The sequence below is a fragment of the Fibrobacter sp. genome (assembly GCF_017545445.1).
GTDB lineage: Bacteria > Fibrobacterota > Fibrobacteria > Fibrobacterales > Fibrobacteraceae > Fibrobacter.
Window position 1 is genome coordinate 1 of record NZ_JAFWOM010000017.1, and the last position, 14960, is coordinate 14960.

14 protein-coding genes are annotated in these 14960 nt (G+C 42.3%); 12 read left to right on the top strand and 2 right to left on the bottom strand.

Going from position 1 to position 14960, the window contains the following annotated elements; translation table 11 throughout:
- A partial coding sequence (locus IKG78_RS01955) for a BspA family leucine-rich repeat surface protein (protein WP_290938600.1) occupies positions 1–579 on the bottom strand: 579 nt, incomplete at its 3' end.
- 116 nt (positions 580–695) lie between these two features.
- Here IKG78_RS01955 and IKG78_RS01960 point away from each other — a divergent pair.
- From IKG78_RS01960 to IKG78_RS01990, 7 genes are all read left to right on the top strand, one after another.
- Positions 696–1217, top strand: a complete 522-nt coding sequence (locus IKG78_RS01960) for a nitroreductase family protein (protein WP_290938602.1) — start codon at positions 696–698, stop codon at positions 1215–1217.
- 95 nt (positions 1218–1312) lie between these two features.
- Positions 1313–2896 (top strand): bifunctional UDP-sugar hydrolase/5'-nucleotidase, encoded by a 1584-nt coding sequence (locus IKG78_RS01965; protein WP_290938604.1) that lies wholly within the window; start codon positions 1313–1315, stop codon positions 2894–2896.
- Positions 2897–2974: 78 nt separating this feature from the next.
- Positions 2975–4198, top strand: coding sequence for a BspA family leucine-rich repeat surface protein (locus IKG78_RS01970; RefSeq protein WP_290938606.1), 1224 nt, complete (start codon positions 2975–2977; stop codon positions 4196–4198).
- 39 nt (positions 4199–4237) lie between these two features.
- Entirely contained in the window at positions 4238–5914 is a 1677-nt protein-coding gene (locus IKG78_RS01975) for a BspA family leucine-rich repeat surface protein (RefSeq protein WP_290938608.1), read from the top strand.
- Positions 5914–6663 carry a BspA family leucine-rich repeat surface protein gene (locus IKG78_RS01980; RefSeq protein ID WP_290938610.1) on the top strand — a complete coding sequence of 250 codons (750 nt, stop codon included), beginning with the start codon at positions 5914–5916 and terminating at the stop codon, positions 6661–6663. The genes IKG78_RS01975 and IKG78_RS01980 overlap by 1 nt, the downstream gene beginning before the upstream one ends.
- A gap of 104 nt (positions 6664–6767) precedes the next feature.
- Positions 6768–8564, top strand: a complete 1797-nt coding sequence (locus tag IKG78_RS01985; RefSeq protein WP_290938612.1) for an AAA family ATPase — start codon at positions 6768–6770, stop codon at positions 8562–8564.
- A gap of 2 nt (positions 8565–8566) precedes the next feature.
- A complete protein-coding gene (locus IKG78_RS01990; RefSeq protein WP_290938614.1) occupies positions 8567–10045 on the top strand; it encodes a hypothetical protein in 1479 nt (492 codons plus the stop codon).
- A 5-nt stretch (positions 10046–10050) separates the two neighbouring features.
- On the opposite strand, the gene IKG78_RS01995 is transcribed toward IKG78_RS01990, so the two are convergent.
- A complete protein-coding gene (locus IKG78_RS01995; protein ID WP_290938616.1) occupies positions 10051–10227 on the bottom strand; it encodes a rubredoxin in 177 nt (58 codons plus the stop codon).
- Between the two features lie 392 nt (positions 10228–10619).
- On the opposite strand from IKG78_RS01995, the gene IKG78_RS02000 reads away from it, so the two are divergent.
- The 5 genes from IKG78_RS02000 (at position 10620) to IKG78_RS02020 (ending at position 14762) form a co-directional block, all read left to right on the top strand.
- Positions 10620–11177, top strand: a complete 558-nt coding sequence (locus tag IKG78_RS02000; protein ID WP_290938618.1) for a hypothetical protein — start codon at positions 10620–10622, stop codon at positions 11175–11177.
- On the top strand, positions 11164–11355 hold the full coding sequence (locus tag IKG78_RS02005; RefSeq protein WP_290938620.1) for a hypothetical protein: 192 nt from the start codon (positions 11164–11166) through the stop codon (positions 11353–11355). Before IKG78_RS02000 ends, IKG78_RS02005 begins: the two co-directional genes overlap by 14 nt.
- A gap of 193 nt (positions 11356–11548) precedes the next feature.
- Positions 11549–12355: a hypothetical protein gene (locus tag IKG78_RS02010; RefSeq protein ID WP_290938622.1), complete on the top strand. Its 807-nt coding sequence runs from the start codon at positions 11549–11551 to the stop codon at positions 12353–12355.
- 130 nt (positions 12356–12485) lie between these two features.
- Positions 12486–13928, top strand: a complete 1443-nt coding sequence (gene purB, locus IKG78_RS02015; RefSeq protein WP_290938624.1) for an adenylosuccinate lyase — start codon at positions 12486–12488, stop codon at positions 13926–13928.
- Positions 13929–14240: 312 nt separating this feature from the next.
- Entirely contained in the window at positions 14241–14762 is a 522-nt protein-coding gene (locus IKG78_RS02020) for a hypothetical protein (protein WP_290938626.1), read from the top strand.
- The last annotated feature ends 198 nt before the right edge of the window (positions 14763–14960 follow it).

Here is a 14960-nt window from a genome sequence, read left to right on the forward strand (position 1 = left end):
AGAACCAGCAAACATTTGTGTCATGTCCTTGACTTTGGACACGTTCCATTTGCTGATATCTCCATTGAATTTGGAATCCGAAAAAATGAAGCTCATGTCCTGAACATGCGATACATCCCAATTGCTGATGTCACCGTTGAATTCGGAATCAGAAAACATGAAGTGCATGTCAAGAACATGCGACACATCCCATTTGCTGATGTCACCATTGAATTTTGATTCTGAAAACATGAAGTGCATGTCAAGAACATGCGACACATCCCATTTGCTGATATCGCCGTTGAATTCGGAATGTTCAAACATGAAGTGCATGTCTTGAACAAGCGAAACATCCCATTTGCTGATATCGCCGTTGAATTTGGATTTCGAAAACATATTGGCCATGTTTTGAACATGCGACACATCCCAATTGCTAATATCGCCGTTGAACGGGCTTTTCTCAAATAAACGACTCATGTCGGTTACTTGCGAAACGTCGATAAAATTAAGGTCGCAATTTACACCATTCTTTTTTATTGCGGCTTTAATCAGTTTTTTAAGACGGTCTTTATCCTTTGCGACGACTTTTTCTTCTGTCATTGTTTGATTCCTTCTTTCATTATGAAATATATCATTTTTCATTCTGTTTCCCATAAACAAACTTGACATGAGAATACTGTTTTTGTACATATACGAAAAAAGTAAAAGGAGCTTTTATGGAATTTATTGAACTTGCCAAGAACCGTTATAGCTGCCGTGCCTTTGCGGACAAGGCGGTAGAACCCGAAAAACTTGCACTCGTGCTTGAGGCGGGCCGCGTCGCCCCGACGGCGGTAAACGGCCAGCCGGTGATTGTCAAGGTTCTCAAGTCGCAGGAATCGCTTGCGAAACTCCGCAGCATCTCGCGTATGGCCTACAACGCCCCCGTTGTGATTATGGTGTGCTACGATGAAAACAAAGTCTATTCGCCGGTGACGTACCACGACGATTTTAAAAGCGGCATCATGGATTCGAGCATCGTGACGACTTCGATGATGATGCAGGCGACCGACCTCGGGCTCGCAACCCTCTGGGCCCGCGGATTCAATGCCGCTGAAATCGAAAAAGCGTTCAACTTCCCGGCGAACATCAAACTCGCTTGCTTCCTCGACGTGGGTTATGCGGATCCTGAAAACGGAGGCCCTTCGCCACGCCACCCGGTACGTAAGAGTATGGAAGAATTTGCCGAAGAACTTTAAAAATCTATCGCCTCGACAGCAGAATAAATTTTAGAAGAACGTCAAGATGAAAAAATGGCGGAGCGTGTCCGCCATAGCGTGAATTTTTTTGATTTATGGAATTACTGAAATATTTTCTGTTTGCTGCTAGTTTATTTATACTTTCCTGTTCGGGGAAACCGCCTCAGGTGTCGGGCGGCAAACAAAGTTTGGCTTCGCCCCGGAGCATCGTGGTTGTTTATGAAAACGACCCGCATTGCCAAATGGATGGTTATGCGAAATTTGCGGGCCTTCGCGATGCGATTGCGGATACGGCTGATGTCGTGACGGTTTCGTCCGGCGATTTTTTGCAGGGCGGTGCGATGGGGAGTATCTCTCATGGCGGCTATGTCGTATCGCTCATGAACGCTGTCGGTTACGATGTTGTGACGCTTGGGAACCATGAATTTGATTATAAAATTCCACGCTTGATGGAACTTTCGGATTCGCTGAATGCAGCAATTGTTTGTGCAAACCTTGTGCAAAAAGGAACATCAACTCCGCTGTTCAAACCCTATGTTTTAAAGCAAGTTGGCTCCAAGAAAATTGCGTTTGTCGGTGTTCTTACGCCGCAAACTTTAGTGGGGGAGTCTTACGCGTTCACGGATGATTCGTTAAAGACGTTGTACGATATCCCTGCGGAGAGTATTTTTAATTTAGTGCAATCTGCTGTGGATAATGCTCGCCATGACGGTGCGGACATCGTGATTCTTCTGGCTCACTTGGGATTTGTGCCGCCGGTATCTTCGTTAGAAGTTGTCCAAAATACAGTTGGAATTGATGTTGTGCTGGATGGGCATTCGCATAGCATTATTGATGGAAAGTTTGTTGTAAATGCTAATGGCGATAGCGTTCTCGTTTCGCAGACGGGAACGAAATTCCAAAACGTTGGAATGCTGGACATCACTCGCGATGGCAAATTCCGTTCTCGCTTGATTCCGACGGATAGCGTTTTTGCGGTGAGCAAAAAAGTCGCGGCGGTGCACGATAGCTTGCGAGCCTTGGCTGATGTTGATTTGCAAAATGTTGTTGCGAATACGAAATTTGAATTGACAATCAATGGCGATGACGGGAAACGCTTGGTCCGCAAAGGCGAGACGAACTTGGGCGATTTGGCGGCGGATGCCATGCGTTTTTCTGTGGGGGCGCAAATCGGGATTGAAAATAGCGGAAGCGTACGTGTGACGATACCGGCAGGGCCTGTGAAGTATCAAGACGTTCTGAACGTGATGCCTTTTGCAAACGGCATGTGCTTGATTCGTGCGACCGGACGGCAAATTAAGGAGGCTCTTGCACAAGGCGCTTCGCGTTTGCCCAATGAATATGGCGGATTCTTGCAAGTCTCGGGACTCCGCTATACGGCTGTCGTCGAGGCCTCGAAAGGTGGTGAAACAGCACAAGTGCTCATTGAAAACGTGCAGGTCGAAACGGAGAATGGCTTTGTCGCCATCGACGAAAATTCGCTTTACACCGTCGGATTGTCGTCTTATGTGGCGTACGAAGGCGGCGAAATTACAGCCTTCCGCGAAAGCGAAATCGTCATGGACAAGGTGATGACCGACAGCGATGCCATGGTGAAGTTCTTGAAAAGCTTGGGTGACGAAATTCCCGAAGTTTACCGCAAACCGCAAGGAAGAATTGTGGTGAAAAATATTCTGTAGAATTTTTTGACAAAACAGCCTGTTGAAACTATATATACTTAGAAGAAGTCTAAAACATCAAATTTCAACGGTATAGGCATGGACAACGAAAATTGGGTAGAATTTTCAAACGTCATCAAGATGGATGACGAAAACATCGAAAAGTTCAAGAAACTCTATGGAGAAGGACAACGCCCCCCCCTTTCTCCAGACTCACAGTTTTATGAAACAAAGCTTTCTTTTTCACAGATTATTCCGGAGGTTCAAAAGAACGAGTCAGACAAGGAATGGTTCGACAATTCTCGACAAGATGCATTGAAGTTTATTGGAGTAAAAGATTCTGAACTGATAGGCAAAACCCTTGCGAATTGGCGAATTGACCATTGGGGATCTTCCAGCGATTTGCTGTATGATGATGGACCGTCCTTACAAACTTTAGAGGGGTTGTTAAAGGGGGAATATGTGTTTTTCACAAGGTGTAGGCCACCCATTAAAGTCTATGAAAAAATGGCTGCAGACGGGTTGGTGTTTGAAACGACATGGGGGGCTGACGCCGATGACGAATGGGCGATTGGAAAAGGTCTAGTTGTGGATGGGCAGTTTCAGTATCACATCGGTCCGATGACAGGTCCTGAAAAAATGACTTTGGAATTAGCGGCGCATGAATTTTTAGATCCGGAAGAAAGTTCGGATGATAGACCTACAATTGTCGCGAAAAATCGAGAACACCTTGATCAGCTGATTCAGTGTGTTCAAGAATATCTCAAAACTGAATTGTATTTGCAGGGAACATTTGGTCTTATTAGAGAAATTTTAGGAAACACTATTGTCCTAGATAATGTTCTAGACTTGAATTTTATCGATGTTTCCAATGTAACCGACTTGAGTGATCTTTTTGCAAATTTTGACGTCTCCCCATGCCCTGAAAAGGGATGGTTCTGTAAAATCAGATTGGATATCTGCAAATGGAATGTGTCTAGTGAAACTAAGATGACACACCTGTTTGATAACGATCGAGTAGATTTAGGAGACTTTCGCAAATGGGATACTTCTAGAGCGAATAAGGTCTGGGATGACATTGAATCGTATTACAATTTTGGATTTAACATCATCCTTAATTTCAAGGACAAACATTCGTTAAAGACTAGCTTTGATGCTAATGACGAAGATTTTCTAGACGAATTGAGCCTCCATAACATTCCTTCTTCAGATTCTTATTACCTAAATGGGAAGCCCGTTTACGATTCGCAACCAGAGGATTCGTCCGAAGATTCTAAAACAGCACCAGCCGATGATGGAGCAGAAGATGACCTTCCTTTTTAAGTTATCAATTGTATAAATCTTGCATGTGAGAACATAAAAATGGCACAACAACCTAAAGATATGGCTACTGTCGTCGTAACAGAGAAAAAACAGCTCATGGATTTGATTAAAGAGACCATAGCTCTTTATGGTCCTGAGTGCGACCTGAATTTCATTGATGTTTCCCAAATAACGGACATGTCCGAATTGTTCAAAGGATCCGAATTCAACGGAGACATCAGCAAATGGAATGTGTCTAATGTGACTGATATGAGTGGAATGTTCATAGGGGGCAAATTCAACAGTGATATTAGCCACTGGAATGTGTCCAATGTGATCGACATGAACAGAATGTTTCAAGATTCCAAGTTCAACGGAGACATCAGCAAGTGGAACGTCAATATAGTCGAAGACATGACTGCTATGTTTGAAGGGGCTTCTTTTAACTGCGACATTAGTAATTGGCTTGTGGACGACTCTGTAAAGCATGAAAGGATTTTTTCAAATTCTGCTTATACACACCCATCGCTGTTTGATAGGGAGGTTATAGAAGCCAGAAAGGAACAACAGAAAAAGAATGTGAAACAGGAAACGGTTGTTGCAAAAGATCGAAATCACCTTGAGGAACTCATTAGTCAAGAAATGGCCAAGAGTGGCCGTGAATGTGACCTGAATTTTATAGACGTTTCTCAAATAACGGACATGTGGAATTTGTTTGCAGAATCCAAATTCAACGGTGACATAAGCAAATGGGATGTATCGAACGTAACAGATATGCGTGGAATGTTCAGTAATTCCATATTCACTGGCGATATCAGTAAATGGAATGTGTCGAACGTTACTAATATGGGTAGTATGTTCATTCGTTCCAAATTCAACGGCGACATTAGCAAATGGAATGTGTCGAACGTGACTGACATGAGTTGGATGTTCTGCGAAGCCCTTTTTGATGGCGATATCAGCAAATGGGACGTGTCTAATGTAACGAATATGAGAAACATGTTCTATAGTTCCGAATTCTGTGGCGACATTAGCAAATGGGATGTGTCGAGCGTTACTGACATGAGTAACACGTTCACTTGTTCCAAATTCAATGGCGACATCAGTCAATGGGATGTTTCTAATGTGACGAATATGAGTCATATATTCGATCAATCCAAATTCAATGGCGACATTAGTCAGTGGAATGTTTCTAATGTGACGAATATGAGTGATACGTTTAGCGGATCCGAATTCAATGGCGATATCAGTCAGTGGAATGTTTCTAATGTGACGAATATGAGTCATATGTTCCAATATTCCAAATTCAATGGCGACATCAGTCAATGGGATGTCTCTAATGTGACGAATATGAGTTGTATGTTCGCTCGTTCCGAATTCAGTGGCGACATCAGTCAATGGAATGTTTCGAAAGTGACGACCATGAGTGGAATGTTCAGCGAAGCCCTTTTCGATGGCGATATCAGCAAATGGGATGTGTCGAATGTAACTAACATGAGTGATATGTTCAGAGAATCCGAATTCAATGGCGATATTAGCAAATGGAAAGTGTCGAAAGTAACTGATATGTATTGTATGTTCTATTGTATGTTCTTTGGTTCCAAATTCACTGGCGATATTAGCCAGTGGGACGTTTCTAACGTGACAAATATGGAGTCGATGTTCCAAGGATGCGCTTTGGAATTTTCAAACAAAATTCCATTGTGGTATTCGTCTAAGAAGAAAAAGGGAAAATAATGGAAAAGATTACCGCTAGGGACAAGAACCATTTACGAGAACTTATTGATCAAGCGATCGACAATAAGCACATATATTGCGACCTGAATTTCATCGATGTGTCGCAGGTGACAGACATGAGTGGATTATTCGCGGAATCCCATTTCAATGGAGACATTAGCCGCTGGGACGTGTCGAACGTCACAGACATGAGTGAGATGTTCTGCAACTCCCATTTCGATGGCGATATAAGCCGTTGGAATGTTTCTAATGTGACGAATATGAGTGGAATGTTCCGTTGCGCCAGTTTTAACGGAGATATAAGCCGGTGGAACGTTTCAAAAGTGAAAGACATGAGTTACATGTTTTGTGGATATGGGCATGAAACGACAAAGTTTCCGTTTGATGGTGACATAAGTCGATGGGATGTCTCTAGCGTAACAAATATGAGTGGCATGTTCTCCTTTTCGAAATTCAACGGAAATATCAGTAAATGGAATGTTTCCAATGTTCAATTTATGAAAGCGATGTTCGCCTGTTCTTCTTTCAGTGGCGATATTAACGAATGGGCCACCTCGAAGGTGACCAACATGGACTATATTTTCAGAAATTCCCCAATGACAGAGTCTGGAAAAACACCTGTTTGGTATAAACATGTATCGAATTTAGATAGGGATTACAAAATGAGTGTGAAGGACATTACAATCATACTCAAAAATCCTGCGGACGATAAGTTATCTGCGGATGATGAGCTATTTGGCTTTTTTTAACAAAAAAGACAGCTTTTACGAAAAGTCCCTTAAAAAATTCCCAATTGTCGGAAACAACGTATATATATTTGAACAAAAAGTGATGAATCCTTCAAGGAGATAAGATGTCTTTAGATAAAAAGAAAAACGAAGTAGAAGAATTCTTAAAAAAAATAAAAAAAGAAATGGAGAATCGCAAAGCAGAAACCAATTTGATATGCTTAGATGTTAAAGCAGATTGTATTAAATATGGACTGAACGATGGTGGAAATGATTGGGGCAAAGATAAATGTTATTATGTATTTTACCCACAGACAGAATGTGTTGAAATAGCATTTCGTTATGAAAATAAAATAGATTCCGCAAAAAGAAAGGATTTTGCCTCTTCGGTTGAAAAAGATGAATCGTTAGCGTCAATGAGCTGTACATGGCAAAATACGCCTCATTGCGCTATTAAATATGCCAAAATTCCCTATGACTATGATAATCTGGAAAAGACTGCGAAAGACGCTGTAGAAAAAATGATTGAATTTGAAAAGAACTATGGAGATAAAATTCTTGGGTATATCAAGAAAAGTAAAAATTCAAGTAATGTTGAATCCGTCCCATCCATCACCAAGGAAAATACAATGGCTGAAAATCCGTATGTAAAATTGCTCCTCAATAATCACAACATCATTCTTCATGGCGCTCCGGGCACTGGTAAAACTTACTTGGCAAAAGAAATAGCCAAGGATTTGATTTTCAATGCAGAGGATAGAGCTCTGATCAACAAAAAAGAATCTGAGGTTGCGACTGAAGATAAAGAAAGATTTGACGCATTGAAAAAGCAGTTCAACGAACAGTGTGGTTTTGTCCAATTTCATCAATCTTACGACTATACTGATTTTGTAGAAGGACTGCGTCCTGTTAAAAAAGAGGGTTCAACAGACATCGTTTTCGAATTAAAGGACGGTGTATTTAAGCAATTCTGCCAAAAAGCCTTAACCGCTCAAAAAATCAATTCCGTTGATAATTTTGAAGAAACTTTCCAAAAACTTATTGAAAAATTTAATGATGAAGAAAATATTGAAATACCCTCGTTAGGAGGGAAAAAATTTGCATTGTCACTAAACGCTTCAGGGAATGGATTTGTCCTTATGCTAAAAAACTCTGAAGGAGTATACGAACAAACCTCATACGGTTTTTTCAACTATGACCAATGTTATAAAGTTTACCGAGATTTACCAGGAGTACCGACAAGATCTTTAGACAATTACAGAAAAGCAATTGTCAAATACATGAAAGACAATCTTGACTTAAAAAAATATATTCCTGGAACAACAACATCCGATATAAAGCCATATGTTTTCATCATTGATGAAATCAATCGTGGCGAAATGTCAAAAATTTTTGGCGAGCTATTCTTCTCTATCGATCCAGGATATCGAGGAAAAGAAGGTAAAATCAGGACACAATACGCGAACCTTCAAGATGGAGCAAATGAATTTGACACCGCCTTGGGAATAGCCGACAAAAACTTCGGTCACTTCTTTGTCCCTGAAAATGTTTATATTATCGGCACGATGAACGACATTGACCGCAGTGTCGAAAGCATGGATTTTGCCATGCGTCGCAGATTCGCGTTTAAAGAAATTACAGCTTCTGAACGTTCAGATATGTTAAAAGAACTGGGCTCGTCCTATGATGAAGCTGACAAACGGATGACTCGCCTTAACAGCGCCATTGAAAAAATTCCAGGTCTTTCTTCTGCATACCATATTGGTCCAGCCTATTTTCTTAAATTGAACAATTACAACGGCAACTTTGAGCAACTTTGGACAAACCATATAGAAGGCTTGTTGAGGGAATACCTTCGTGGCATGGACAAAGTTGAAGAAAAAGTGCATTCTTTAAAGGCTGCGTTTGATTTAAAGGAATAGCTATGATTATTTCTTTAAAGGATAATCAGTACAATGCCACTCCTTGGAATGAAGCGACAAATGACGATGCTCTGCTTGATGAAAAACAGCAGGAGCTGCTAAAAAAAATTAGTGGAATCAGCCTCAAGGAGCTGAATGCGAGCAAGGATTTTGGCAATTTCCTTGTGTTTCCTTCCGTAAGTGCAAAAAATGAACTTGACGATAAAGATTGTATTTTCAAGTTAGTGGGGCAAGACTCCGCAAAACCATCATTCTTCACGGGAAACGTTATGGGCTTTTTCCGCTTGGGTGATGATGTGCAAATGCGGATAACGTCTCGATTTGACAGCAGCGAAAAAAATTACTTCCTACATTACATGTTGCACAAGGTCTGCAATGTTGCAATCGTTCCGCAAGAAACAGATTCAGAACAAGATGATTTATTTGATTTCCTGTATTACCTATTCCCGAAATATTTGAGCGATGCTTGCAGGCAGGGAATCTACCGCGCTTACATGAACAGGGAATGCAACGATGCTAACGTTCATGGTTCTATTGATGTCACAAGACACATTCGGTTAAACACGCCGTTTAACGGGAAAATTGCTTATCATACCCGCGAATACACGACCGACAACAAGGTGACTCAGCTTGTTCGCCATACTATTGAATATATTCGCAGCCTACAATATGGCAGTTGTGTTTTCGAAAATAACGAAGATACAAGAGACAATGTAAATGATATTGTCGCCTCGACCGTGAGCTACAATAGAAATTCAAGGCATCAGGTTATCGCCCAAAATCTAAAACCGATAACGCATCCCTATTATACTGCATACGAGCCTTTGCGCAAGTTATGCCTTGCTATTTTGTGCCATAAAAAAATGGGGTATGGAGCTGACACCAATAATCCGATTGTAGGAATTCTTTTTGATGGAGCGTCCTTGTGGGAAGAATATTTGGCAAAGGTGTTTGAAGATCATAAAATAGATTTGGTTCATTCAAATAATCGCGACAGGGAAAATGGCGTTAAAATATTTGAAAATGGCGGCGTTTATTATCCAGATTTCTACAAGAAAGATTCCAGAAATTCAAACACCATTAAGGAATGTAATGGATTTGTCCTTGACGCAAAATACAAGCAATTGTACACCGTAAATGAAGAAAAAATAGACGGTGATGAAGGGTCTGTCGAAACAGCAGGCGGTACGAACTTCCATTTCCAGCGCAACGACCTGTTCCAAATGCTTGCCTATATGCATACATTAAAAGCAAGCAATTCCATATTGATATCTCTTTACGAGAGTTGCAATGTCGATGTAGCGAATTCTCTGAAGTTTTCAAAAGATACAGGCAAGGGGAAATCGGCCTTAGGATACGGCGGGGAGATTGACATAATCGCATTACCGATATGTTCAAAAGTTGACTCTTTTGAGGAATTTTCTAATTATATGCGTGTGATGGAAGAAACCTTCATTGCTCGCATTAAAGAATTCCTTTAACCAGTTTAGTCAATATTCTCGAAATCTTCTTTCTCTGCTCCACAGTCGGGACAAACCCAATAGTCGGGTAATTCTTGGAACGATGTTCCCGGCAAGGCGTCTGCACCTGCATCCGGATCCCCGTACTCCGGATCGTATATATAATTGCAAATAATGCACTGGTATCTATCGTTTTCATCCATAAAAACTCCTTTGTGTGATCTCTTATATTATCGTCACGAAAAGGAAAAATGTATAATGTTTTTTTTTAAAAGTACAGGTTACGACTGCACTATTTTTTACGTGACATCCGCCAGCAGCTCGGCGAATTTATCGCGTCTGAATGGAGCGGGTGAGGGATTGATAGAATGTGTTAGAGGCTTTGCTTTTAAAGCTTAGTCGGTGAGAAACATTCCAAAAGAATTTATCAAAAAAAATGCACGAACCTCTTGACAATCGTGTTTTATGAATTTATATTTTTAGTGCTCAAATGTGTATTTTTTTTCGGAGCTGTGGCAAGAGATTGCTTCGCTCCGCTCGCAATGACTATCAATTAAGCTCCGCTTTTTTATGCATGTAGGCGGATGGAGGTAATATGAAAAATGGTGTAAAAACTGGTGGTGTTGGCATTTGGCTTGACGAAATTGTCCCCTGCCTCAGAGATACTGAAACTGGTGAAATCAAGGAAACTGTGGTCTTCAAAATTGAAAGTCGTTCGTTTCTGAGAAAATTCAAGGAAAAGGATGGATGGGGTATCAACTGGATAGAAATCCCTAGTGATGTTGAAGTGTATGCACTCGCTTTGAAAGAAAATAATGAAATTCAGGGGTTGGTTGGGGTGAAAAACGATGTTGATGTTGAAGCGGTCTATCTGCATTGGGCTTGTTCTGCTCCGCAAAACAACAAACATGCTTTTGGATGTCAAAAATACAGTGGTGTTGGTGGTCATCTTTTTGCGATAGCCGTTGACAAAGCTGTTCAATGGGGGTATAGGGGTGTTGTTCATGGCTTTGCCCTTAACGAAGAGCTTTTAAATCACTATATTGTTGCTTTAGGAGCGTCCTACTTGGGGGCTCAGCATCCTTATCAGTTTCTTTTGGATGGGGATGCTGCACGAAAACTTTTGGAGGTTTATACCTATGAATGGAATTAGAAAGCCTGCGGTAATTCTGGCGGACTCCATGGATGAATACATGGCGACTCCAAATCCGTATAAAGCCCCTCCTAAAAGTAAATTGCATATTCAAAGGCTTGTGCGGTATGCCGAGCGTGTTGGAAAAAAAATTGAGGAATTAACTGCTGAAGAAATTCTACAGTTCAAGATTCCATAATACGGTGCTCGTTCGATTCCCTAGAAGATATCGTCGTGCTCCGCAGTCAGCTTGATGCGTAATTATTTCATCATTAAAATGCCAAGATGATTAAAAATTCAGGAATTATTCTTGAAAAAAACACCCTGTCAAAATATGACGCTACAATGATGTAGATTTAATCGTGTAATCCCAAAAACACAGGAGTTGCTTTATGAGTGTCGTCATTTTGAGATGGAATCCGGAAATTTCCAGCTACCGCATGGAAAGTTTCAAGAATGCTGTAGAAGAGGCGAAAAACACGCAGAAATACATGCTCAACTGGAGCGTATGGGAACACGAAAAGGTGCACTGCGGCGATTGTTTCTTTATGCTTCGAGTCGGCAAGGGCAAAACTGGAGTGGTCATGAGTGGCAAAATCGTTTCGGAGCCTTATCATGAAGAAGACTGGTCTGGCAAGGGGCGGATGACCTATTATGTGAATATTCGTCCTGATTTCTTGGTGGATACGGAACGGGGTAAGCATCTCTCCATCCGCGATCTCGAAAAGGCCTTTCCGAACTATGTGTGGAAAGAGGGGCATTCGGGAATGGTGTTGAGCGATTCCCTTGGGACAAAGCTAGAATGGCTGTGGCTTGATTTTCTTTATAGTAATTTCAGTGTCGGTAAAAAAGGCAATTTTGCTTCGAATTTGTTCGATACGGATAGCGAATGCGTTCTGAAAACGTACCATTGCTATATGGTTGAGCCTCTCCAGTTGGATCTTGCAAAGAAAAAGGGGGCGGCATGCGAAATTTGCGGTTACGATTACGAAAAGGTTTTTGACCTTTCTTCTCTAAATTACGGCGGTGTCCAGAATATCTACTACTTTTTCCCTGGTAAGCGTCAGGGCAAATCCGTTCGTCAAAACTTTCACTGCATCTGCGCCAATTGCAGAAACATATACAGCGACATTTGCTCCGACACCAATGACGGAGATTTGCTCCCCTTTGAAAGTCTGGTGAAAATGAAGCGAAAATAAGCGAAACGATTCTCTAAAACCTATCGGATGTTTGCAAGTGCATATTTCAATCGTCAATAAAAGTTTTAATTGTAAAAAAGAGTTTCCTTTTTCTACATTTGCTCCTGTAAAACTTAAAAAAGGATAAATCATGCGTGATCAATTCGAAAGCCCGCTTATCAAGCGTTACGCCAGCAAGGAAATGAGTTTCATCTTCAGCCCGCAGTACAAGTTCCAGACTTGGCGCAAGCTGTGGATTTACCTCGCCGAATCCGAAATGGAGCTCGGCCTCCCGATTACGCAGGAGCAAGTCAATGAATTGAAGGCTCACGAAAAGGACATCAACTTCGAAGTTGCCGAAGAAGAAGAAAAGCGTCGCCGTCACGATGTGATGAGCCACGTTTACGCTTACGGTGTGCAGTGTCCGAAGGCGAAGGGCATCATCCACCTCGGTGCAACGTCTGCATTCGTGGGCGACAACACAGACCTTATCCAGATGCAGCAGGCTATGATCCTCGTTAGGAAGCGTCTTTGCCGCGTGATGGACAAGCTTTCCAAGTTTGCGATGGAATACAAGGACATGGCCCAGCTCGGTGCAACGCATTTCCAGGCTGCCCAGCTTACGACGGTTGGCAAGCGCGCTTGCCTCTGGCTCCAGGACATGCTCATCGACCTCGAAGAACTCAACTTCCTCATCGAAGTGCTTCCGTTCCGCGGCGTGAAGGGTACGACCGGTACGCAGGCTAGCTTCATGGACCTGTTCAACGGCGACGAAGAAAAGATTATGGAACTCGACCGCCGCGTGACCGCCAAGGCAGGCTTCAAGCGCGTGCTCACCATCACCGGTCAGACTTACACTCGTAAGTGGGACAACCGCGTGAACCAGGTGCTCAGCTCCATCGCTCAGAGTTTGCACAAGTTCGCTACCGACATGCGCCTCATGCAGGGTGTCAAGGAAGTCGAAGAACCGTTCGAAAAGACCCAGATCGGCTCCAGCGCCATGGCTTACAAGCGTAACCCGATGCGCAGCGAACGCATTTGCTCCCTCGCTCGTTTCGTGATGGCTCAGGTCAACAGCACCGCCTTCACGCAGGCAACGCAGTGGTTCGAACGCACCCTCGACGATAGCGCCAACAAGCGCCTCGCCATTCCGGAAGCGTTCCTCGCAATGGATGCCATGCTTATCATCGCTGAGAACGTCACGAACGGTCTTGTTGTTTATCCGAAGGTTATCGAAAAGCGCATCATGGCCGAACTCCCGTTCATGGCTACCGAAAACATCATCATGGAAGGCGTGAAGAATGGCGGCGACCGTCAGGAACTCCACGAAGAAATCCGCGTGATGTCCATGGAAGCGGGCAAGGTCGTGAAGGAACAGGGCAAGGACAATGACTTGCTCGAACGTGTCTTGAAGAACGAAAAGTTCCAGAAGCTCGGCATCACCGAAGAAAAGCTCAAGGAAATCCTCGACCTCCGCAAGTTCGTGGGCCGCGCTCCGGGACAGGTCGTGAAGTTCGTGACCGAAGAAGTCCGCCCGGCTATCGAAGCAATCCCGGATTGGGCGACGATTGACGCCGGCGAACTGAAGGTGTAATTTGCCGTTCGAATTTTTTGTCACCCCGGACTTCGTTCCGGGGCGGCATCATCGCGACTCTCGACGTACGATTTGTACGCCTTCGGTCGCGGATTCTTTGTCTCGCTAGGCACTAAGTCAAATTAGTCGTTTGTGAACGGTTCGCGCCTCGTCTTGCTTGATTCTGAAGCGATTTTGTTCTGCTAGGTTCTAAATCAATTTTGGTAATTTAGAGAAATTACCCCATTTTCGTGATGGGGTATTTTTTTACGTTAAGTTGTGTATTTGGGGGAACGAATAAAAGTATTTTAATGATATTCATGAGGAAATGTAATGAGCAAAAAGTGGATAATTCTTATTATAGCGATACCTTTGCTTGCATATTATATTTACGACTGTTTCTCGTATAAGCCTCCCAAAACGGATTTTGTTATTTATCGGGATATAGGTTCTTATGCTTGCTACGACATGTCTTCTTTATTTGATGAATTTGACAACTTTATTTCGTTCTCCATAAATTCACTTGATGCAAATAGGATTAAACGTGGAAAGCTGAAATGGAATGATGATTTTAGCGATGCCTACATTTGCACCATCAAAGAAAACGATTGCGTTTGGGAAAAAATCGCCCAAGAAAAGAGACTTCATCTAACGAAGCTGAAAACAGCAATTAAATCTTATGTAATGGAAAAAGAAAGCAACGAAGTGTATTATTTGGATGGAGAAACTTTCAACATTGAGTTCATTGATAAAAAAGAACGCTTATTCTATGTTTTGAATATAAACGAATTACCTGATGAAGCCGAAAAAGCGAAAGGCTTATTTGAACGGTTAGAAAGAATAATATATGATTAAGTCGAATGTTGCGGCTGGCTTTAAAGAAAAGTATTTTATTGCTTAGTGAGGTGATGAATGGATATCAAAAAGTGTAAAGTTCAAAAGAATTGCGAATGGTCTGCTGCGGTCGTGAAAGGGCTTGCTGTGACTTTGGGTATGTCCGCACTAGTTTCGCTAGAAGGGTGTGCGGGTAATGTTGCGAAAACGAACAATGAT